The organism is Mesorhizobium sp. WSM4822, from assembly GCF_055811155.1.
Window position 1 is genome coordinate 187,662 of record NZ_JBVVQM010000010.1, and the last position, 20,395, is coordinate 208,056.

20 protein-coding genes are annotated in these 20,395 nt (G+C 62.4%); 15 read left to right on the forward strand and 5 right to left on the reverse strand.

Annotated features, from left to right (window positions below; translation table 11 throughout):
* The first annotated feature begins 90 nt into the window (after positions 1–90).
* Positions 91–1,011 (forward strand): phosphate/phosphite/phosphonate ABC transporter substrate-binding protein, encoded by a 921-nt coding sequence (locus AC0L3E_RS23035; RefSeq protein ID WP_473605681.1) that lies wholly within the window; start codon positions 91–93, stop codon positions 1,009–1,011.
* 36 nt (positions 1,012–1,047) lie between these two features.
* On the opposite strand, the gene AC0L3E_RS23040 is transcribed toward AC0L3E_RS23035, so the two are convergent.
* The 3 genes from AC0L3E_RS23040 to AC0L3E_RS23050 form a co-directional block, all read right to left on the reverse strand.
* Positions 1,048–1,665, reverse strand: coding sequence for a TadE/TadG family type IV pilus assembly protein (locus tag AC0L3E_RS23040; protein ID WP_473605717.1), 618 nt, complete (start codon positions 1,663–1,665; stop codon positions 1,048–1,050).
* Between the two features lie 38 nt (positions 1,666–1,703).
* Positions 1,704–2,285, reverse strand: a complete 582-nt coding sequence (locus tag AC0L3E_RS23045; protein WP_127295250.1) for a TadE/TadG family type IV pilus assembly protein — start codon at positions 2,283–2,285, stop codon at positions 1,704–1,706.
* 137 nt (positions 2,286–2,422) lie between these two features.
* Complete coding sequence (locus AC0L3E_RS23050; RefSeq protein WP_013533687.1) at positions 2,423–2,845, reverse strand: pilus assembly protein N-terminal domain-containing protein; 423 nt, start codon at positions 2,843–2,845, stop codon at positions 2,423–2,425.
* Positions 2,846–3,177: 332 nt separating this feature from the next.
* Here AC0L3E_RS23050 and AC0L3E_RS23055 point away from each other — a divergent pair, with 332 nt between their 5' ends.
* The 9 genes from AC0L3E_RS23055 (at position 3,178) to AC0L3E_RS23095 (ending at position 12,260) form a co-directional block, all read left to right on the forward strand.
* Positions 3,178–3,360 (forward strand): Flp family type IVb pilin, encoded by a 183-nt coding sequence (locus tag AC0L3E_RS23055; protein WP_063171181.1) that lies wholly within the window; start codon positions 3,178–3,180, stop codon positions 3,358–3,360.
* Positions 3,361–3,530: 170 nt separating this feature from the next.
* Positions 3,531–4,049, forward strand: coding sequence for an A24 family peptidase (locus AC0L3E_RS23060; RefSeq protein WP_128306967.1), 519 nt, complete (start codon positions 3,531–3,533; stop codon positions 4,047–4,049).
* A gap of 218 nt (positions 4,050–4,267) precedes the next feature.
* The gene (cpaB, locus tag AC0L3E_RS23065) at positions 4,268–5,080 is read left to right on the forward strand and encodes a Flp pilus assembly protein CpaB (RefSeq protein WP_127295258.1); all 813 of its coding nucleotides are present in this window, start codon (positions 4,268–4,270) and stop codon (positions 5,078–5,080) included.
* Positions 5,077–6,597, forward strand: coding sequence for a type II and III secretion system protein family protein (locus tag AC0L3E_RS23070; RefSeq protein ID WP_127807955.1), 1,521 nt, complete (start codon positions 5,077–5,079; stop codon positions 6,595–6,597). Before cpaB ends, AC0L3E_RS23070 begins: the two co-directional genes overlap by 4 nt.
* 14 nt (positions 6,598–6,611) lie before the next feature.
* Positions 6,612–7,325, forward strand: coding sequence for a CpaD family pilus assembly protein (locus AC0L3E_RS23075; RefSeq protein WP_127807954.1), 714 nt, complete (start codon positions 6,612–6,614; stop codon positions 7,323–7,325).
* 38 nt (positions 7,326–7,363) lie between these two features.
* A complete protein-coding gene (locus AC0L3E_RS23080; protein ID WP_127327690.1) occupies positions 7,364–8,653 on the forward strand; it encodes a CpaE/TadZ family protein in 1,290 nt (429 codons plus the stop codon).
* Between the two features lie 29 nt (positions 8,654–8,682).
* On the forward strand, positions 8,683–10,185 hold the full coding sequence (locus tag AC0L3E_RS23085; protein ID WP_127270234.1) for a CpaF family protein: 1,503 nt from the start codon (positions 8,683–8,685) through the stop codon (positions 10,183–10,185).
* A gap of 29 nt (positions 10,186–10,214) precedes the next feature.
* The gene (locus tag AC0L3E_RS23090) at positions 10,215–11,228 is read left to right on the forward strand and encodes a type II secretion system F family protein (protein ID WP_128306947.1); all 1,014 of its coding nucleotides are present in this window, start codon (positions 10,215–10,217) and stop codon (positions 11,226–11,228) included.
* A gap of 9 nt (positions 11,229–11,237) precedes the next feature.
* Positions 11,238–12,260, forward strand: a complete 1,023-nt coding sequence (locus AC0L3E_RS23095; protein WP_127270238.1) for a type II secretion system F family protein — start codon at positions 11,238–11,240, stop codon at positions 12,258–12,260.
* Between the two features lie 84 nt (positions 12,261–12,344).
* Here AC0L3E_RS23095 and AC0L3E_RS23100 read toward each other — a convergent pair whose 3' ends face one another.
* Positions 12,345–13,166, reverse strand: coding sequence for a tetratricopeptide repeat protein (locus tag AC0L3E_RS23100; protein ID WP_127269472.1), 822 nt, complete (start codon positions 13,164–13,166; stop codon positions 12,345–12,347).
* Between the two features lie 116 nt (positions 13,167–13,282).
* On the opposite strand from AC0L3E_RS23100, the gene AC0L3E_RS23105 reads away from it, so the two are divergent.
* The 5 genes from AC0L3E_RS23105 (at position 13,283) to pdeM (ending at position 19,452) form a co-directional block, all read left to right on the forward strand.
* Entirely contained in the window at positions 13,283–14,647 is a 1,365-nt protein-coding gene (locus tag AC0L3E_RS23105) for a leucyl aminopeptidase family protein (protein ID WP_473605682.1), read from the forward strand.
* 73 nt (positions 14,648–14,720) lie between these two features.
* Complete coding sequence (locus AC0L3E_RS23110; RefSeq protein ID WP_013533675.1) at positions 14,721–15,071, forward strand: MarR family winged helix-turn-helix transcriptional regulator; 351 nt, start codon at positions 14,721–14,723, stop codon at positions 15,069–15,071.
* Between the two features lie 29 nt (positions 15,072–15,100).
* A complete protein-coding gene (locus AC0L3E_RS23115) occupies positions 15,101–15,961 on the forward strand; it encodes a C40 family peptidase (RefSeq protein WP_164748718.1) in 861 nt (286 codons plus the stop codon).
* Between the two features lie 228 nt (positions 15,962–16,189).
* Positions 16,190–18,739 carry a ligase-associated DNA damage response DEXH box helicase gene (locus AC0L3E_RS23120; protein WP_473605718.1) on the forward strand — a complete coding sequence of 850 codons (2,550 nt, stop codon included), beginning with the start codon at positions 16,190–16,192 and terminating at the stop codon, positions 18,737–18,739.
* Positions 18,736–19,452, forward strand: a complete 717-nt coding sequence (gene pdeM / locus AC0L3E_RS23125; protein WP_127399107.1) for a ligase-associated DNA damage response endonuclease PdeM — start codon at positions 18,736–18,738, stop codon at positions 19,450–19,452. Before AC0L3E_RS23120 ends, pdeM begins: the two co-directional genes overlap by 4 nt.
* A 5-nt stretch (positions 19,453–19,457) precedes the next feature.
* Here the strand turns inward: pdeM and AC0L3E_RS23130 are convergent, their stop codons facing one another.
* Complete coding sequence (locus AC0L3E_RS23130; protein ID WP_127320860.1) at positions 19,458–20,393, reverse strand: dimethyl sulfoxide reductase anchor subunit family protein; 936 nt, start codon at positions 20,391–20,393, stop codon at positions 19,458–19,460.
* Between the last annotated feature and the right edge of the window lie 2 nt (positions 20,394–20,395).

Consider the following 20,395-nt stretch of genomic DNA (forward strand, 5'->3'; position numbering starts at 1 on the left):
CAATTCGGAAACCAAACGGCAACGGCTTGGCGTGATAGTCCAGTGCACGGGATGGGCATGGATCGAGGACAACAGGCTGTGGTTCCTGTCATGAGGGTTGCGTTAAAGACATATGCCGCTCTCATGCTGGCGCTCGTCGGGCTCTGGTCCAACCCGGCGCATGCCGACTGGCGCGATGATATCGGCACGTTTCGTATCGGCATCGTTGCCGAACCAGGCGCCGGCAACGCCGTTCCGGGGCTGGCTGTGTTGACCGACGCCTACACCAAGGCCTTGGGCATGCAGGTCGAGTTTGTCGTTGCCCGCAACTATGCCGCGCTGATCGAGGCGCAGGCCGATGCCCGGATCGAATATGCGATCTATTCGGCCACCGCCTATGCAACGGCCTCGCAGCGCTGCTTATGTATCGAGCCGCTTGTCGCTCCGGTCGATTCAGACGGCGCGATCGGCATCCGCTCCGTTCTGCTGACGCGGGACGGCAAGCTGCCCGACCTTGCGGCGATGGACCGCCATCGTATCGCCATGGCGCCTTCTGACAGCGTCGGCGGTTCTCTCCTGCCATTGGCGGCGTTGGCGGCGGAGGGCCGCAAGATCGCGGAAGATGCACAGTTTTTGGTCCATGCCGATTCGGCCGCGGCGGCCGAGACGATGCTGGTCGACGGCAAGGCCGATGGCCTGTTCGGCTGGGTGACGGCCGCTGCCGACGGCCCGCGAGAACCGTCGGGCACGCAGGCCAGGCTGGAGGCGGCAGGGCTCTCGGTGACGGCGCTTCGGATTGTATGGACGTCGGGCCTGTTGAGATACGGCCCCCATGCGGTCCGCAGCGATCTCGACCCGGAAGCCAAGCGCAGGCTTGCCGTGTTCCTCACCAACCTCAAGTCGACGACGCCCGATATCTACGATCTCCTGGAATCGAGACATTCCGGCGGCTTCGCTCGCGTGGCGCCAAAAGATTACGAGATGGCCGCTGCTATCGTGCGCTTCGTTTCGGACCGTGAGCCGCAGCAGTAGCTGGAGCGGCCCTGCGCAGCGCCTGGCTGCCTCTGTTCAACAGTCGCTGCAAGGGATCGCCACGCTTCTGCGGGGGCGCAGATAATAGGTTTCGCCCATGGTTATGTTGCTGAAAGCCGAGGTCAGTCCAAGCTTCTGTTGACTGCTCGCGCTCCACGCGATGACCGGCGTATAGCCGAGCTTGCTTTCGACGCGGATGAGAAAAGTGTTGGCGACCTTGAGCGACGCCGGGACCGTTGTCTCGGTAGTGGCGGCGGCGCCGGGGCTGGCTACGCCGGCGACCAATTTGCGTGACCACACCACCAGTGCCCTCGTCGCATCGGCCGAGACCTGGATTGCCGTGATGGTGATGGTCGGGTTTGAGCGGTTGTAAGGCTGAAGTGTGACGCTGCCGATCTGCATGATGGCGTCGACGTCCGCCTTGAGGACGCTTGTCTGCTGGGTGACGAGATCGGCCACCATGCTGCCGATACGGCTGACCTTCTTGCTGGTCTCGATGGCTTGCGACGCTTCCATTGTGAGGAAATACATGATCAGCAGAATTGGCATGATCAAAGCAAATTCAACCGCCGCGATGCCGCGCCGATCGGACCAGAATCGACTTGCTTTCCGCCAAACTCCCGTAATCATAAGATGTGCCCCCGCACGCATCATGCCCATTGCCCTTTTCTTATACCGCTCGTGCATTCCGCTCAGTTGTCGAACGGCTCGTTCTGCCAGGTCACCGATGCGAAATGCAGGGTCTTGTTGCCGCCCATCGACTGCGCCAGCAGATCGGTCATGATCGGCCACTTGTAGAAGACCCGAAGCATGTTCCTCGACTCCGCCGCCCCCGCTGTCACTGAGAAGGATTGGGTCGCGGTGCCTTTCGTCAGTACGACATCGCCGTTCTGGATCTTGAAGCCAGCCGTGGCCGCATCGGCGAACGATGTATATTGGCGAAGATCCACCAGCAGTTGATTGGGACAATCCTGGGAGACGATGATCTGCAGTTTCGTGCAGATCATGTCCCGCAAATTGGTTCCGGCAACGTCAGCCGCCCTCAACTGGCCGGTGCGCAGCTTGCGCGCGACATCGTCGGTGACGTTGGCCATCACCTCCTGGCCGGCAAACGAGATGCAGCTTTCCAGAATGGCAAAGACAAGCAGCGCAAAGGGGACCGAAAGGATCGCGAATTCGATTGCCGTGGCGCCGCGCCGGTCACGAAGGAAGCGGGCGAAAAACCTTGGGCGTCTCACTTTGTGGTCGCCTGCGCGGCCGAATTCCTTGCTCATGTCCGATCCTGCCGATCTCTATGCGGTCTCGGAAGGAGCATTAGCGCAAACCGATTGAGGTCCGGTTTGGATGATCGTTAAAGTCGGCGCAGGCCTCTTAACCAGACAATAACCGGAACGGCAGTCGGCAACGCCACCTATCGGCTGACGCTCATCTCCGCTTCCGAAGACTTCTCCGCCTCGCTCTTGTATGAGCTTTCGCAATAGGGTGTGCACGACATCGTCTGGATTTCGGCGCGCCGATAGATGCGCACTGACGAGGCGGCTTGCCGCACCACGGTAACCTGCTCGTCGACGATGGGGCTGCCGTCCGTATCGAGCACGACCAGATTGGTGACCCCGAAGCCTTTGCCGGTGAGCACGATCGTCGAAGCGTCCTGCACCGAAGCGTCGGCGATTGCCGGGTTGCCGACCACGATGGTGTCTGCGGGACGCGACAGTTTGACGATCTTGGCCTGGTTCATCGTGACCTCGATGCCGGCGCCGGCCATGGCGGGCGCGACGAAGCTCGAGACGGCAAGAAGCGCGGCAATCAGGATTGACGATCTCGGCTGGGCCATTGAGGCGCTCCACGCAGGCGGACTGATCAACGGAACATGAACGAGATTGGTGAACCAACGGTTAAGCATGCGATGTTGCCAATCGTGCAATGGCCGCCAAGGGCGCCCGCGACGCGCGGTCCGGTCGGGTCGCAAGCCTACCAAATCCGGTCTGGAAGGCTCAGCGATACATTAGCCCGAGGTTAACCACGCAATATGTTCGAACCGGGAAAGGAATCGGTAAGGCTGTTTCTTAAGCCGATCGAAAGAGCTTCTCCCTAGATTGGCAGCATCCGATCAACCATCACAGAAGTTGACGGAAGTGCTGTAACACGTGGAGTAGGAGCTCTCGAATGTCTAATCTCATCGCACGTTTTGTGAAGGACGAATCCGGCGCGACCGCGATCGAATATGGTCTGATCGCCGCTCTCATCGCGCTCGCCATCATCACTGGCGCCGGCACGCTCGGCAATGCGCTGAACGCCAAGTTCACCAACATCGGCAGCACCCTGAACGGCACGCCGAGCGGCAGCTGATCGGCTTATCGCCGAGCATTTAGATTGCGTTCTGGAAAAGGGCCGCCGCGTGGCGGCCCTTTTTCTATGCCGCTGGCGATATAGGTCGTCTTTCGTTCCTAGCCTCATCAATCGTTAATCGAACATGCTTAGATTGAGCCCCATGAAATCGGACAATAGGCGTGGCGCCGATGCTTGAAGCCCTGATCTTCGTCGTTTTTCCGTTCTGCATGCTGTTTGCCGCGATCTCCGACATGCTGTCGATGACGATCGCCAATCGCGTGCCGGTGCTGCTTGTCGCCGTTTTTGCGCTGGTCGCGCCCCTGACAGGCATGGACTGGGCGGCCTATGGCGGACATTTCGCCGCCGGCGCCCTGGTCCTGGCCGTGACGTTCGGCCTGTTTGCGATGGGCGGCATGGGCGGCGGCGACGCCAAGCTTCTGGCCGCCACCGCGATGTGGATGGGCCTCAATGTCAATCTCGTGGAGTATCTTGTCGCCTCGACAATCATCGGCGGCCTGCTGACGCTGGCGATCATCCTCTACCGGAAGTCGCTGCTTGCGGCCGTTACCGGCCAAAATCCGTTTCTGCGCCATTTCGCCGACGAGGCAAAAGGTGTTCCCTACGGTGTTGCGCTCGGCCTTGGCGGCTTGCTGACCTATCCGGATTCGCCCTTGATGGCATGGGCGCTTGCCAGGCTGGCGGCCTGAGCGCGATCTTATTTTATTTTATTGTCAGTCAGCAGTGCCGAAACCCCGTTCTGAACAGGGCTGGCCCGCCCATTTTGGCCGGTCAGGCCACATTCCGGCTAATTTATGTAAACCTTAAATTAATCACGATCGTAAGCATTACATTAACCTTGTTTTGACGATTGCCGCTGCAAAGTCCGGCTTGGCTACGTGGTTTGCCAGGGCAAGGGTTCGGACAAATGCCAGCATCGCGATTGATAATTCTGAGCGTGGCGGTGGCCGCGGCGGGTGGCGCTGGCTATGTCGCGAAGAACATGGTGGCACCGCCGCCCCAGATCGTCGTCGATTCCGGCCCCCAGGCCCCGGCGGTGGCCCTCCAGGATGTGCTTGTGCTTTCAGGCGACGTTCCGATGGGCAGCCCGATCCAAAACAACATCGCCTGGCAATCCTGGCCCGCCGACGGCGTCAACGCGAATTTCATCACCCGCACCGCCGAGCCCGAGGCACTGGACAAGCTGAAGAGTTCCGTTGCCCGTGTGGCGATGTATGCCGGAGAACCGCTGCGGCGGTCCAAGCTGATCGGCGAGGGCCAGAGCTTCATGTCGTCGATCCTGCCTTCCGGTATGCGGGCGGTCGCCACGGCCATCTCGGCCGATACGTCGGCCGGCGGCTTCATTCTTCCCAACGATTTCGTCGACGTCATCATGACCCGCAGGGCCGATGCTGCCAGCGGCGCCGCCGGCTTCAACACCGAGACCATCCTCAAGAACATCCGCGTCCTGGCCATCGATCAGACCATTCAGGAGGACGAGGAAGGCAAGAAGACCAGGGTGGGTCAGACCGCCACGCTGGAACTGACGCCCAAGCAGGCGGAGATCATCACTGTCGCCCAGCAGATGGCGGATCGCCTGACCCTGGCGCTGCGGGCGGTCGCGGACACGCAGGAAAAAAATCTGGGTGAGGCCGACTATCTCGTTTCCGGCAATGGCCGCAGAGGAACGGTGAGGCTGATCAAGTCGGGCGAAGTTTCCGAAGTGGGAGCAAGGAAATGAGGCTAGGTGGCAAACTGCCGGCAATTGTAGCCGCGGCATTCGGCCTGCTGCTCGTCGGATCGAATTTGCAAGGCAGCGTCGTCGAGGCAAAGAACGCGCAGGTCACGGCATCGACGGCCACTCAGCGCGTCAAGCTCGGCCTCAACAAGTCGGTGGTCATCGACCTGCCGAGCGATGCCTACGACATTCTCGTCGCCAACCCGGCGGTTGCCGATGCTGTGACCCGCACCGCGCGGCGCATCTATCTGTTCGGCAAGGCGGTCGGCGAGACGAACATATTTGTCTTCGGCCCGAATGGCGAGCAGATCGTCAGTCTGGACCTTGCCGTCGAACGCGACGTTGCCGGCCTTGAGGATTATATCAGGCGCTTCCTGCCGACGTCGGCCGTCAAGGTGGAACTGCTGAACGATAACGTCGTTCTCACAGGAACCGTGGATACCCCGCTGGATGCCAAGCGTGCCGAACAGTTGGCAAACATGTTCGTGTCGGGTGGTGAGGCAACGACGGGACAATATTCGCAGACCGCGGCCGGCGGTTCGGCCCAGAGCGGTGTCGACATCAACAATCCGGACCAGGAGCGCCGCACCAGCCAGATCGTCAACCTGATCCAGATCATTGGCGATGACCAGGTGACGCTGAAGGTGACGGTCGCCGAAGTCAGCCGCTCGGTGATGAAGCAGCTCGGCGTCAACATGGTTGGCAGCGGCGGCAGCAACGGCATTAGTTACGGCGCAATCAGCGACAACTTCACGGGTCTCGGCAAACAGCTGTCGAATTCCGGCTTTCAAATCGGCGCTTCAGGACTGCAGGCTTATGTGAACGCCATGGAGCAGTCCGGGGTGATGAAGACCTTGGCCGAGCCGACCTTGACGGCTGTGTCGGGCGAGAAGGCAACCTTCAAAGTCGGCGGTGAATACAATATGGTCACGGGTGTCTCGGCAAATGTATCGCAAGACAACCAGACCGGCCTGAAGACCTACAGCGTCGAAAAGATCGAGTACGGCATCGGCCTGGAATTCCAGCCGGTTGTGTTGTCTCCCGGCCGCATAAGTTTGAAAGTCAGGACGTCGGTTTCCGAGCCGACAACCGAGGGATCCGTATCGTTCTCCTCAGGCGTGACGAGTCCCGGAATGAATGCCCTGTCGCTGCGCAAGCGCCTTGCCGACACAACGGTGGAATTGCCATCCGGTGGCTCCATGATGATCGCCGGCCTGGTTCGCGACGACGTCAGGCAAGCCGTCAACGGATTGCCTGGACTGACAAAGATCCCGGTGCTTGGCGCGCTCTTCCGTAGCAGGGATTTCGTGCGAAACGAGACCGAGCTCGTCATCATCATCACGCCCTATCTGGTGAAGCCGGTGGCGCGCAACGACCTCGCCAAGCCGGACGACAATTTCAACGCCGCCAGCGATGGCGCCGGCATGTTCCTTGGCCGCGTCAATCGCGTCTACGGCACCATGCAGACCGACAAGCCCAATGGCCGCTACCACGGCGTTGTCGGCTTCATCTACAAGTAAGCGGGGAAGCGGACATGTCTCAGTCAGCATTGAAGGCAAGCACCATCGCCGCAACGACCCGGCGAGCCGTTCCTGTCCTGGCGGTTGCGGTGGCGGCGCTGCTCGCCGGCTGCGCCCAGCGCGACAGCATCACGGTCGGCGCCATTCCGGACGATTACCGCACCAACCATCCGATCGTCATCGCCGAGAAGAATCAGAAGATCGACCTGCCTGTCGGCGCCGGTGACCGCGGCATGACCGGCTCCCAGCGCGATACGCTTCTTGGCTTCCTGGATGGCTATGACAGAAGTGCCGCCCCGACGCTGACGATCCAGGTCCCGAGCGGATCGGCCAACGAGGTTGCCGCGACCACGGCGGCCCGCGATTTCGCCCGGCTGGCGGTTGCCAGCGGCATCAAGCGCAATCGGATTGTCGTGACCTCCTATCAGTCCGCCTCCGCCGAAGCCTCTGCCCCGATTCGCGTTGCTTATATCTCGGTGAAAGCCCAGACCGATAAGTGCGGCCGCTGGCCCGAAGATCTTATGGAGACATCGGAAAACAAGCACTATGCCGACTTCGGCTGCTCCTATCAGAACAATCTTGCCGCCCAGATGGCCAATCCGGCCGACCTGCTCGGCCCGCGTAAATCTGCCAATATTGATCCGGCAAATCGTAGCCAAGCCATCGATGTTTACCAAAAGAGAGGCATTTCGGAAGAGTTCCTCGGCAATTCGGAAGTGACGTACTGAGCCGCCTATCTCGGATAGAACAGGCCACGGGAAAGAGCATGACGATGAGCAACCTTGCCTACGACGCCCCGGTGGACGGCAGCGATACCTCGCAGCAGGACATCGCCGCGATGCAGGCGTTGCGGCCGATCCCGCGCATCTCGATCCAGGCATTCTGCGAGACCGAGGGTGTTGCCAACCCGGTCGAGCGCGCCGGCGAGGACCGCCGCATGACGAAGGCGCATCTCAAGGTCCATATGGGCGGCGTTCCCACCGCCATCGAATTCTACCAATCGGCGCCGACGCCCAACCTGATCCTGCTGGAATCGCGCAGCGAGCCCAAGCAATTGCTGGAACAACTCGCCCAGCTCTCGGAATATTGCGATCCGACGTCGAAGGTGGTGGTGATCGGCCACTACAATGATGTCGGCCTCTACCGCGAGCTCATCCGCAACGGCATTTCCGAATATGTGATCGCTCCGGTCTCGATGGCCGACATCGTCAGCGTGGTGTCGTCGATTTTCATCGATCCGGAAGCCGAGCCGCTCGGCCGCTCGATCGCCTTTGTCGGCGCCAAGGGCGGTGTCGGCTCCTCGACGATCGCCCACAATGTGGCTTGGGCGATGTCCTCCCTGTTCAAATCCGAAGTGGTCGTCGCCGATCTCGATCTGGCTTTCGGCACCGCCAACATCAATTTCGACCAGGATCCGGCGCAAGGCATCGCCGAGGCGGTGTTTTCACCGGAACGCATCGATGAAGTCTATCTCGACCGGCTGCTGACCCAGTGCGCCGAGCATCTGTCGCTGCTCGCCGCGCCTTCGACGCTCGAACGGGTCTATGATTTCGATCCCGAGGCCTTCGCGCAGCTTATCGACACCGCCCAGCGCAGCGTGCCGCTTCTGGTGCTCGACGTCCCGCATGCCTGGACGGGCTGGACCAAGAACACCCTGGTCAAGGCCGACGAGATCGTCATCACCGCGACACCGGAACTCGCCAATCTGCGCAACACCAAGAATCTCGTCGATATGCTCAAGCGGCTTCGTCCCAATGATCCGCCGCCCAAGCTGATCATCAACCAGGCCGGCGTGCCGAAGCGCCCGGAGATTTCGCCGTCCGATTTCGCCGAGCCGCTCGGCCTGTCGCCGATGTCGGTCATTGCGTTTGATCCGTTGCTGTTCGGCAATGCCGCCAACAACGGACGCATGCTTGGCGAAATGGATGCCAAGAACCCGGTCGTCGCGATGATCAACGAAATGGCGCATGTGCTGACCGGGCGCAGCGAAATCAAGATCAAGAAGAAGGCCGGGCTCGGCAGCCTGCTCGGCAAGCTCTCGCGCAACAAGAAGTGACGCTTCAGCAGTGGAATCGGTAGTCGATCATGTTTGGTAAAAGAGGCAGCGACGACGGCAACCGGTTCACGCCGGAATTTCGCCAGCCAGCACCGGCGCCTGTTGCGCCGCCGGCTGCAAGTTCCATGGACACAGCGGTTCTGACCCGGCCCACGGCGGCGCCAAGCGCGCCTGTCGCGCCGCCGGCGCGCCGTGCGGTCGAGGCACCGCCATTGGCGCCTGAGCCGAAGCGGGCACAGCGCGAAAAGAGCGAAACTTATTACGACACCAAGAGCCAGGTCTTCTCCGCGCTCATCGACACCATCGATCTGTCGCAGCTTTCCAAGCTTGACCCTGAAAGCGCGCGCGAGGAAATCCGCGACATCGTCAACGACATCATCGCGATCAAGAACTTCGCAATGACGATCGCCGAGCAGGAAGAGCTGCTCGAGGACATCTGCAACGACGTGCTCGGCTATGGGCCGCTCGAGCCGCTGCTCGCCCGCGACGACATCGCCGACATCATGGTCAACGGCTCCAGGAACGTCTACATCGAAGTCAACGGCAAGGTCGAACAGACCGGTATCCGCTTTCGTGACAATCAGCAGCTCCTCAACATCTGCCAGCGTATCGTCAGCCAGGTTGGCCGCCGCGTCGACGAATCCAGCCCGATCTGCGACGCGCGCCTTCCCGACGGCTCCCGCGTCAACGTCATCGCGCCGCCACTCTCCATCGATGGCGCCACGCTCACCATCCGCAAATTCAAGAAGGACAAGCTGACGCTCGATCAGCTGGTCAAGTTCGGCGCCATCTCGCCGCAGGGCGCCGAAGTTCTCAAGATCATCAGTCGTGTTCGCTGCAACATCGTGATCTCGGGCGGCACCGGTTCGGGCAAGACGACGCTGCTCAATTGCCTGACCAACTATATCGACCGCGAGGAGCGCGTCATCACCTGCGAAGACTCGGCCGAGCTGCAATTGCAGCAGCCGCATGTGGTGCGCCTCGAAACCCGCCCGCCCAATCTGGAGGGCGAGGGTGAGGTGACGATGCGCGACCTGGTCAAGAACTGTCTGCGCATGCGGCCAGAGCGCATCATCGTCGGCGAAGTGCGCGGACCCGAGGTGTTCGATCTTCTGCAGGCGATGAACACCGGCCATGACGGCTCGATGGGCACGATCCACTCGAACAGCCCGCGCGAATGCCTCAACCGTATCGAATCCATGATTGCCATGGGCGGCTATTCGCTGCCGCAGAAGACAGTGCGCGAAATCGTCGTCGGTTCCATCGACGTGATCATCCAGGCGGCGCGCCTGCGCGACGGATCGCGCCGCATCACCCACATCACCGAGGTGATCGGGATGGAAGGCGACGTCATCATCACGCAGGATATCGTCCTTTACAACATCAAGGGCGAGGACGCCAACGGCCGGCTGTTGGGTGAGCACGTATCGACCGGCATCGGCCGTCCGCATTTCTGGGAGCGCGCACGCTATTACGGCGAGGAGCAGCGTCTCGCCATTGCGCTCGAGGCGATGGAGAAACGCGCTGACTGACGCATGCTGGGGTGTAAGGGTTCGGGCCAATGTTTGGAATTGACGGCACAGTACTGGCGTTTGTCGTGCTCGCCGGCTTCAGCGCCGGCGCCGTCGCTTATGCATTTCTGTTCACCCGGATCAGCAACGAAAAACAGGTCGGCAAGCGGCTCGAAACGATCAGGACCGCCGAGACGGATCGCTCCGTCGTCAAAGCCTCGCGCGACCGCGTGGCGGAAGCCGTCAAGCGGCGCAAATCGGTTCAGGATTCTCTTAACGAACTCGACGCCAAGCAGAAAACCAAGGACAGCCGCGTCAAGAAACCCCCGCTGAAAGCCCAGCTTCGTCAGGCCGGCCTCAAGACCACCATCGAGCGTTTCTATATATACTCCGCCGTATGCGGCATCGTTTTGACGATTGTCGCCTTTGTGGCCGGAGCCCCGCTGATCGCCTTGCCGGGCGTAATGTTGGCCGGGGGGCTGGGCCTGCCGCGCTGGTTCGTCACGTTTCGTCGCGCCCGCCGGGTCAAGGCATTTCTCAACGAATTTCCAAACGCGCTCGACATCATCGTGCGCGCGGTCAAATCCGGCCTGCCGCTGAACGACGCCGTGCGCCTGATCGCCAACGAATCGCCCGAACCCGTGAAGACCGAGTTTCGCCGTATCGTCGATTCACAGCAGATGGGCCTCTCTATCCCCGACGCGACCTTGCGCATGCCTGAAACCATGCCTTGCACCGAGGCAAGCTTCTTCGGCATCGTTATCCAGATACAGTCGCAGGCCGGCGGCAATCTCTCCGAGGCGCTGGGCAATCTTTCGCGCGTGCTTCGCGATCGCAAGAAGATGAAAGCCAAGGTCGCGGCGCTGTCGATGGAAGCGAAGGCGTCCGCCGCGATCATCGGCGCGCTGCCCTTCATCGTCGCCTTTCTCGTCTACCTGTCGAGCCCGGCCTACCTGATGCCGCTCTTCAACACCAGTGTCGGAAACCTGATCCTTGGTTGCTCTGCGGTCTGGATGTCGATCGGCATCCTGGTGATGCGCAAGATGATGAACTTCGAAGTCTAGGATGCTGGCATGACCGAGCAAGTCATCAAGACCCTGACGGATCCGAGCTTCCTGATCGCGATGCTGGTCGCGATAGCGGTGTTTGCGACCGTCTTCACCTTGCTTCCGGCGTTTGGCGGAAACCAGCTCAAATCACGCATGAAATCCGTTGCGCTGGAACGCGACGAACTGCGTGCGCAACAGCGCGCCCGGCTTGCGGTCGAGGCCGACCGCCGTCGCAAGGGCTTGCGCGAGGAACAGTCGGTCGGCATGCGCAACATTGTCGACCGGCTGGATCTGAGACGCGCGCTCGCCGATGAAGGCACCTTGCAGAAACTCAAGGTGGCCGGCTTTCGTGGACAGAATCCGCTGACGCGGTTTCTTTTCTTCCGTCTCGTACTTCCTTTCGTCGGTTTCGCGCTGGCCGCAATCTACATCTTCGCGCTCGGAGGACTGCCCGACAAGCCATTGGTCATCAGGCTGTTCGTCTGCGTCCTCGTTGCTTACGGCGGCTTCTACGCGCCAGTCATCTACGTCAACAACCGCGCCACCAAGCGCAAGCAGTCGATCCAGATGGCATGGCCGGATGGGCTCGATCTGATGCTGATCTGCGTCGAATCGGGCATGTCGGTGGAAGCGGCACTGCGCAAGGTCGCCGACGAGATCGGCGCGCAATCGGTGGCGCTGGCGGAAGAGTTCATCCTCACCAACGCCGAGCTTTCCTATCTGCCGGAGCGCAAGCAGGCCTACGAGAACCTGGCAAGCCGCACCGGGCTGGATTCGGTCAAGTCGGTGTCGCAGGCGCTCGTCCAGGCCGAGCGTTACGGCACGCCGGTGGCGCATGCACTGCGCGTGCTTGCCGCCGAAAGCCGCGACATGCGCATGAATGCGGCCGAGAAGAAGGCCGCCGCCCTGCCGCCAAAGCTCACAGTGCCGATGATCCTGTTTTTCCTGCCGGTGCTCTTCGCCATCATCCTGGGTCCCGCCGGCATTCAGGTCAGCCAGCGCGGTATCTTCGGCGATCATCCGGCGCCGGCAACAAACGCCCAGTAGCGGCAAGGCAAATTCCTGCATTCCCTCAAACGAAGAAGCCGCGCATGCAGCGCGGCTTCTTCGTTGGGCATCGGGATTGTGGTCTCAGTTGGTCGCGGATTTCGGCTTGTCCTGGTCCTTGAGCTGGCTCCAGGCATTCTGCTGGGCCAGCATCTGCCTGAGATAGGCGACGTTTGCCTGCGCCTGTTCGGGCGAGAGCTCCTGCGAGGCGATCTTCTCGGCCTCGTCGAACCGGCCTTGCAGGCCGACGACCAGTGCCAGGTTCTGGCGGACGCGGCTGTCCGCATTCGGCTGCTGCGCGGCCGAGCGCATATAGGTTTCGGCGGTGCGCAGGTCACCTTCCAGCACATACGACATGCCAAGATTGGAGAGCACGGAAGGCTCGTTCGGCTTAAGGTCGAGCGCCTTGCGGTAAAGCTGGCGCGCATCGTCCTTCTGGCCGGTCTGGTCGAGGATGGCCGCTTCGGCCGACACCAGCTTCCAGTCGGGATATTCCGGTGTTTGAGCGCGGCGCACGGCGTCGAGCGCCGCCTCGAACTGGCCATTGGCGGCCAGCGCCTTGCCATAGGAGGCAAGCACGTCACGATCCTTGGGCAAAGCGATGGCGAGTTTGCGCATCACAGCCAGCGACTGGTCGGCGTCGCCATCCATCTGCAACGCCGCCGCATAGTTCGTCGCCATCCGCTTGTCGTTGGGGTTCTTCGCGTAGGATTGGCCAAGTGCACCGGTGGCATTGTGCAGTTCGCCGGCCGACATGCTTTCAAGCGGTTTGCCGCTGGTGCGTGCGATAGAGCCGGTGGAGAGCTTGTCGGTTCCGCAGCCGGCGACGCCGGCCGCCAGCGCCAGCACAAGGGCCGTGGTGATGAGCCGTTTTCCCCTGGCATTGATCCTGCGGTTGGTCGGCATGGCCACCTAAGCCTCCATTCGTGCGCGGCCATTGCGTGGCCGTCTTCCCTCCCGCAGAAATATTCTGTTAACCCTAACGGACGGTTAAGAACGGCGACTCACACGGAGAACATCGCATGCCTGTCGAACTCGTCGGGAAGACATTGCCGGGCGCGCTGCCGGTCCATCTGGTCGCCAGGGACGGTCTGGACGCGGCCGGCCTTGCGCCGGTCGCTGTCGCCTGGGCCAGGGCCAACGGCTTTTCCGGCGAGGCAGGCAGGACGCTGGTCGTGCCCGGCGAAAACGGGGCGCTCGGCGGCGCCTTGTTCGGTATCGGCGATGGGGAAGGCGCGCTCGCCTTTGGCGCGCTGTCGAAAGCCTTGCCGGAAGGCGACTGGCATTTCGCCTCGGCCCCTGTCGAGCCGGACCTCGCGGCGATCGCGCTGGTGCTCGGCGGCTATGTCTTCACCCGTTACGGCAAGAAGCCAGGCAAGGCGCTGCGCTTCGGTCTGCCGGCAGGCGTCGATGGCGGGCGCGTAGGCCGCATCGCCGATGGCGTCTTCCTGACACGCGATCTGGTCAACACGCCGACCAGCGATATGGGTCCAGAAGATTTGGAGCAGGCGGTGCGGACCCTGGCCGCCAGGCACAAGGCCGAAGTCTCGGTGGTCAAGGGTGACGATCTCCTCGACCGGAATTTCCCGATGATCCATGCTGTCGGCCGTGCGTCGGCCGGCGCGCCGCGCCTGATCGATATGCGATGGGGGCAGCAAGGGGCGCCGAAGGTGACCCTGGTCGGCAAGGGCGTCTGCTTCGACACGGGCGGTCTCGACATCAAGCCATCGTCCGGCATGCTGCTGATGAAAAAGGACATGGGCGGTGCTGCCAATGTCCTTGGCCTCGCCTCGATGATCATGGCTGCCGGGCTGAATGTGCGGCTGCGCGTGCTCATTCCCGCGGTTGAGAATTCGATTGCCGGCAACGCCTTCCGGCCCGGAGATGTGCTTGCGAGCCGCAAGGGCATCACTGTCGAGATCGGCAATACGGATGCCGAGGGGCGGCTGGTGCTGGCCGATGCGCTGGCGCTGGCCGACGAGGAGGAGCCGCAGCTTCTGGTCGACATGGCGACGCTGACCGGGGCTGCCCGCGTCGCGCTCGGCCCCGATCTGCCGCCGTTCTACACAAGTGACGAAGCGCTGGCATCCGATCTTGCGGCGGCTTCCGTCGCGGCCGAGGACCCTCTGTGGCGCATGCCGCTGTGGCGGCCCTACGATGCAAAACTGTCGTCGAAAATCGCCGACATCAACAATGTCACATCAGACGGTTTCGCCGGCTCGATCACGGCGGCGCTGTTCCTGAAACGCTTCGTCGAAAAGACCGAGGGCTGGGCGCATTTCGACATCTTCGCCTGGAACCCGGCCGATCGTCCGCATGGCCCCGCCGGCGGCGAGGCACAAGGCATCCGCGCCCTAGAGCGGATCATCGCGAAACGCTACGGCTGACGGTTGCAGGCGGAGCCGGCAAAATTGCCTCGACTGAAACGGAACCGAAACAATTTGCCGTCATGCTGGCGCGATGTCGATTGCTATGCGCCCGAGCCAGGCCTTGCGACTGTGGCAGCAAGTGATGCTGTCACAGGTGCGCGACGACGCGCCCGATCTGACCATGCGCCAGACGGCGATCCTGTTCACCATCTATCTCGACCCGCCACCGCACACCGTGCGCGGGCTCGCCGCGCGCCTCAATGTCACCAAGCCGGTGATCACCCGCGCGCTCGACACGATGGGCGCTTTGAAACTCGTTTCGCGTCACCGCGATGAACTCGACAAGCGCAATGTGCTGATCAGGCGCACGGTCGAGGGCGCGCTCTTTGTCGAGCGCTTCGGCGATGGTATCATCGCCAAGGCGCTCGAACTGCCGATGTGAGCGCATTACCTTTCAACAGAGTGTTCGATTTGACTGCCAGGGATGCCCGCCTTCACGCTTTTCGCTCCGATCTCGCCGATGCAAGGCTGAAGGGCGAGGTCACCGCCGAGCGCTTCGTCGCCGGCCGGCCGGCGCGGGTCACCGCGTCAGTGGCCGATATGCGCAAGGCGCCGCGGCCGGACGCCGGCGTCAACACGCAAGCGCTGTTCGGCGACGATGTCCTGGTCTTCGATGTCGCTGAGGGCTGGGCCTGGGTCCAGGCCGAACGCGACGGCTATGTCGGCTACGTCGCCGACACGATGCTGGGCAAACGGGACCATGCGCCGACGCACATCGTCTGCGTGCCGCGCACCTTCCTCTACCCCGGGCCGGATCTGCGCTTTCCGATCGCCGGACAATTGTCGATGGGATCGACGGTGACGGTGACGGAGGCCGCCGAGACGCGCGGTACGCACTATGCGGTCCTGCCTTCCGGCGAGGCGTTGATCGCAAGCCACCTGCGGCCGCTCAGTGAAGCTGCCTCCGACTATGTCGCGGTTGCCGAGGCGTTTCTCGGCACGCCCTATCTCTGGGGCGGCACTTCCGGTTTCGGCATCGACTGTTCGGGCCTTGTGCAATTGGCGATGCGCATGGCCGGCAAAGACGTGCTGCGCGATTCCGACATGCAGGCGGCGACACTTGGCGAGCCGCTCGAACCGGGACCTGATTTCTCCGGGTTGCGACGCGGCGATCTGGTGTTCTGGAAGGGCCATGTCGCCGTCATGACCGACGCCGACACGATGATCCACGCCAACGGCCACACCATGCTGGTGTCGCGCGAAGGGCTGAAGGACGCCGTCGCCCGCATCGGATATCTTTACGGCGGTCCGACCGGGTTCAGGAGGCCGTAGTGCAGTTTCTTCCTTCTCCCCTTGTGGGAGAAGGTGTCGCCGAAGGCGACGGATGAGGGGTGTTCCAGGGAAGGCTAACGTCTCACTCCGCTGGAACACCCCTCATCCGTCTCGGCGCTGCGCGCCGATCCACCTTCTCCCACAAGGGGAGAAGGGAAGAGGGTGTCTCGATCACCTTTTGTTCCGATTTTCCTTGGCGTTCGTGTGCCGTCGCGCTACCTCTGGCGGGTGACAGAGCAGCCGCGCCTTGCCGAACAGAATGCCGCCGTGGCCCTGCCCGAACCATTCCTCAGATGGTTTGGCGAGAAAGGCTGGTCGCCGCGCGCCCATCAGATTGAACTTCTTTCTAAAGCTCAGGCCGGTCAGTCGGTCCTGCTGATTGCGCCGACCGGTGCCGGCAAGACGCTGGCCGGATTCCTGCCTTCGCTGACCGAACTGGCCAACCGGCCCAAGAGAAAGCCGGGCCAGGCGCGTCGCGGTATCCACACGCTCTACATCTCGCCGCTGAAGGCGCTGGCCGTCGATATCGAGCGCAATCTCGGCAGGCCGGTGGAGGAAATCGGCCTGCCCGTCACCATCGAGACGCGCACCGGCGACACTCCTGCCCACAAGCGCCAGCGCCAGAAGCTGGTGCCGCCCGACATCCTGCTGACCACGCCCGAGCAATTGGCGCTGCTGATTGCGGCAGGCGATGCAAGACGCTTCTTCGAGGATCTGCGCTACGTCGTGCTCGACGAGTTGCACTCGCTGGTGACGTCGAAACGCGGGCATCTGCTGGCGCTCGGCCTGGCGCGGCTGCGCAGCTTTGTCCCCGGCCTGCAGACGATCGGCCTGTCAGCGACGGTGGCCGAACCGGACGAGTTGCGGCGCTGGCTGGTCAGCCAGAATCCGCCCAAGGGTTCGACCGGCAGTGACATGGCCGAACTGATCGTCGTCACCGGGGGAGCGAAACCGGAGATTTCCATCCTCGATTCCGAAGAGCGCGTGCCTTGGGCCGGGCATTCGGCGCGCTACGCCACGCCGGAAATCTATCGCGAGATCAAGCGCCACAAGACGACCCTGCTGTTCGTCAACACGCGCAGCCAGGCGGAGCTGCTGTTCCAGGAATTGTGGCGGGTCAACGAGGATACGTTGCCGATCGCGCTGCATCACGGCTCGCTCGACGTCGCCCAGCGCCGGCGCGTCGAAAAGGCGATGGGGGAAAACGCGTTGCGTGCCATCGTCGCCACCTCGACGCTCGACCTCGGCATCGACTGGGGCGATGTCGATCTGGTCGTGCATGTCGGGGCGCCAAAGGGGGCGAGCCGGCTGGCGCAGCGCATCGGCCGCGCCAACCACCGCATGGACGAGCCATCCAAGGCGATCCTCATCCCGGCCAATCGCTTCGAGGTGCTGGAATGCCGGGCCGCCCTCGACGCCAACTATCTCGGCGCGCAGGACACGCCTCCCTTGATCGATGGCGGGCTCGATGTGCTGGCCCAGCATGTGCTCGGCTGCGCCTGCGGCGCGCCATTCCGTGCCGATGACCTGTTCGAGGAAGTGCGAACGGCTGCGCCCTATGTCAGCCTCGACCGGACGACATTCGACCGCGTCATCGATTTCGTCGCCACCGGCGGCTATGCGCTCAAGAATTACGAGCGCTATGCCCGCATACGCCTGAACAAGGATGGGTTCTGGCGGGTGTCCAATCCTCGTATCGCCCAGCAATACCGGCTGAATGTCGGCACCATCATCGAGGTGCCGGCGCTTAACGTGCGCTATGTGCAAGCGGGCAGCAAGGGCGCGGCGTCGCGCGGCGGCAGGGTTCTCGGCAAGATCGAGGAGGCCTTCCTCGAAACGCTAACGCATGGCGACACCTTCATGTTCGCCGGCAAGGTTCTCCGCTTCGAAGGCATCCGCGAGAATGAATGCTTCGTCTCGAACGCGCCCGGCAGCGATGCCAAGGTGCCTTACTATGGTGGCGGCAAGTTCCCGCTTTCGACCTATCTCGCCGAACAGGTCCGCATCATGCTGGACGACCCGCAGCGATGGAAGAAGCTGCCCGAGCAGGTCGCCGACTGGCTGCGATTCCAGGCCGACAAATCGGTGCTGCCCAAACGCGATGACCTGCTGATCGAGACCTTTCCACGAGGCAACCGCCATTATCTGGTGGCTTATCCGTTCGAGGGCAGGCTGGCGCATCAGACGCTCGGCATGCTGCTCACCCGCCGTCTCGACAGGGCAGGAGCCAGGCCGCTCGGCTTTGTCGCCACCGACTATGCGCTGGCGATATGGTCATTGGGCGACATGGGCGCGATGTTCAAAGCCAAGAAGCCTTCGCTTGGCGCTCTTTTCGACCAGGATATGCTGGGCGATGACCTCGAAGCCTGGCTGGCCGACAGCTGGCTTCTCAAACGCACCTTCCGCAATTGCGCGCTGATTTCGGGGTTGATCGAGAAACGCCATCCGGGCCAGGAAAAGAGTGGTCGCCAGGTCACGGTCTCGACCGACCTGATCTATGACGTGCTGCGCAGCCATGAACCGGACCACATCCTGCTTCAGGCCACACGCGCCGACGCAGCGACCGGCCTGCTCGATGTCAGCAGACTTGCCGACATGCTCTCGCGCATCCAGGGTCGAATCGTGCATAAGGCACTAGAACAGATATCGCCGCTCGCCGTGCCGATCATGCTCGAGATCGGCAAGATGCCGGTTCATGGCGAAGCCGATGAAACGCTTTTGATGGATGCGGCGACTTTGGTCGAGGAGGCCATGGGGCCGGAAATGGCTGAGGAATGAATTTTTCGCTGGCGCGCACATCGCTGATTGCCGAGGCCGACCTTGTCGGCATATCCGGCGAGCGCGCCGTCTGCGACCCGCGCGGCGTGCTTTATTTTCCGGATCTGCGGCTTCTGGCCGTGTCCGACCTGCATCTGGAAAAGGGTTCGTCGCTGGCACGCCGCGGCACGCTGATCCCGCCCTACGACACCGGCGCGACCCTGCTGCGGCTTCAGGCCGTGATATCAGACTACCAGCCGTCGATCGTCATCAGCCTGGGCGACAGCTTTCACGATGGCGGCGGCGCCCAGCGTATGCATGCAAGCTTCCGCGAACGGCTGGAAGCGCTGATATCAGGCCGAGACTGGTTCTGGGTCGCCGGCAACCATGACCCGGAAGCGCCAGCCGATCTGCCCGGCGAAACGGTGCGTGAACTTGCTATAGGCTCGCTGCTGTTCCGGCATGAGCCGTCGAAGCAGCGTGTCGAAGGCGAAATAGCGGGCCATCTGCATCCCTGCGCCCGCATAGTCCAGCAGGGACGCTCGGTGAGGCGGCGCTGCTTTGCCGGCGACGGCGGCCGCATGATCATGCCGGCCTTCGGCGCCTATACCGGTTCGCTTAACGTGCTCGACCGCGCCTATGCCGGGCTGTTCCGGCTGGACACGCTGATGGCTTATATGCTGGGCGCCCAACGCATCTTTGCCATTTCCGGCTCGATGCTGCGGCCGGGCTAACAGCCTTACCTGCCATAGTAGAGCGTAACCGTGTGCTTTGCCTCGGCGAAGAACAGCCAACGTTCGACCAGCATGCCGGCGAACTGGATTGCAGCAGCAAGTACCGACAGCAACGCTGCCAGCGGCCATGGCAGGGCGAACACAATGGCGAGCAGCCCCAAGGGCAACGCGAAGGCCAGAAGCTGCGTGATCTGGCGCAGCCGTGCGCCGTGCTTGCGCGCGATGCGAAAGCCCATTTCCTTGAGCAGATAATTTTCCTCGGTATGCGGCCATTCCAGCGACCGCACCGTGCCCCCCGCCAGCCCGGTCGCGGTGTTGGCGGTTGTCGAGATTTCCAGCCTGTCATTGTAGCGCCAGGTCGCCACTTTCCAGCTCCAGCCGAACAAGGTCAGCAGCAGGCAAGCCGCCAGCTGCACCTTCGAACCCAGCGCAAAGCCCTGCAGCAGCGCGTTCAGCAGCACGCTGCCGGTCATCGTCGAGAAGATGAGGTAGCCGGGCAGGGTGAAGTGGCTGTGCCATTGGGCGATCGGCTTCAGCGACGCATAGATCATGCCGGTGGTGCAGACGGTGACGACCGCGCCGATGGCAGCCAGAAATCCGGCGATGCCGACCCAGCCATCGATGCGGCCGAGAAACACCCAGCCGATGCCGAACAGCCCCGCCGGAATGAAGGTTATGACCGAGGCGACGCCTTCACGCGACAGCCATGAACTGCGCCATTGCGAGAACGCCCGCCAGGCGCGTTCGGGACGGCCGAGGTGACCCGTTGAAGACAACAACCCGGCCACGATGAGACCGAGTGCTAGGCCCATGCCGACAAGGCCCAGCCAGAAATCAGGCGGGATGATCTGGAAGCCTCCGAACATGCCCAGCAGCGCCAGCAGGCCGTAGCCGGCCCCGGTGGCGGTGGTGAAGAAGACGACGGAGAAGGCTGGATGCATGG

Coding starts and splice junctions, on each gene's coding strand:
- AC0L3E_RS23100 (WP_127269472.1), bottom strand. CDS start 13,166: ATGCCGACCAACCGCAGGATCAATGCCAGGGGAAAACGGCTCATCACC.
- AC0L3E_RS23110 (WP_013533675.1), top strand. CDS start 14,721: ATGTCGATTGCTATGCGCCCGAGCCAGGCCTTGCGACTGTGGCAGCAA.
- AC0L3E_RS23075 (WP_127807954.1), top strand. CDS start 6,612: ATGTCTCAGTCAGCATTGAAGGCAAGCACCATCGCCGCAACGACCCGG.
- AC0L3E_RS23090 (WP_128306947.1), top strand. CDS start 10,215: ATGTTTGGAATTGACGGCACAGTACTGGCGTTTGTCGTGCTCGCCGGC.
- AC0L3E_RS23055 (WP_063171181.1), top strand. CDS start 3,178: ATGTCTAATCTCATCGCACGTTTTGTGAAGGACGAATCCGGCGCGACC.
- AC0L3E_RS23105 (WP_473605682.1), top strand. CDS start 13,283: ATGCCTGTCGAACTCGTCGGGAAGACATTGCCGGGCGCGCTGCCGGTC.
- AC0L3E_RS23050 (WP_013533687.1), bottom strand. CDS start 2,845: ATGGCCCAGCCGAGATCGTCAATCCTGATTGCCGCGCTTCTTGCCGTC.
- AC0L3E_RS23130 (WP_127320860.1), bottom strand. CDS start 20,393: ATGCATCCAGCCTTCTCCGTCGTCTTCTTCACCACCGCCACCGGGGCC.
- AC0L3E_RS23080 (WP_127327690.1), top strand. CDS start 7,364: ATGACGATGAGCAACCTTGCCTACGACGCCCCGGTGGACGGCAGCGAT.
- AC0L3E_RS23085 (WP_127270234.1), top strand. CDS start 8,683: ATGTTTGGTAAAAGAGGCAGCGACGACGGCAACCGGTTCACGCCGGAA.
- pdeM (WP_127399107.1), top strand. CDS start 18,736: ATGAATTTTTCGCTGGCGCGCACATCGCTGATTGCCGAGGCCGACCTT.
- AC0L3E_RS23060 (WP_128306967.1), top strand. CDS start 3,531: ATGCTTGAAGCCCTGATCTTCGTCGTTTTTCCGTTCTGCATGCTGTTT.
- AC0L3E_RS23070 (WP_127807955.1), top strand. CDS start 5,077: ATGAGGCTAGGTGGCAAACTGCCGGCAATTGTAGCCGCGGCATTCGGC.
- AC0L3E_RS23095 (WP_127270238.1), top strand. CDS start 11,238: ATGACCGAGCAAGTCATCAAGACCCTGACGGATCCGAGCTTCCTGATC.
- AC0L3E_RS23045 (WP_127295250.1), bottom strand. CDS start 2,285: ATGAGCAAGGAATTCGGCCGCGCAGGCGACCACAAAGTGAGACGCCCA.
- cpaB (WP_127295258.1), top strand. CDS start 4,268: ATGCCAGCATCGCGATTGATAATTCTGAGCGTGGCGGTGGCCGCGGCG.
- AC0L3E_RS23040 (WP_473605717.1), bottom strand. CDS start 1,665: ATGATGCGTGCGGGGGCACATCTTATGATTACGGGAGTTTGGCGGAAA.
- AC0L3E_RS23035 (WP_473605681.1), top strand. CDS start 91: ATGAGGGTTGCGTTAAAGACATATGCCGCTCTCATGCTGGCGCTCGTC.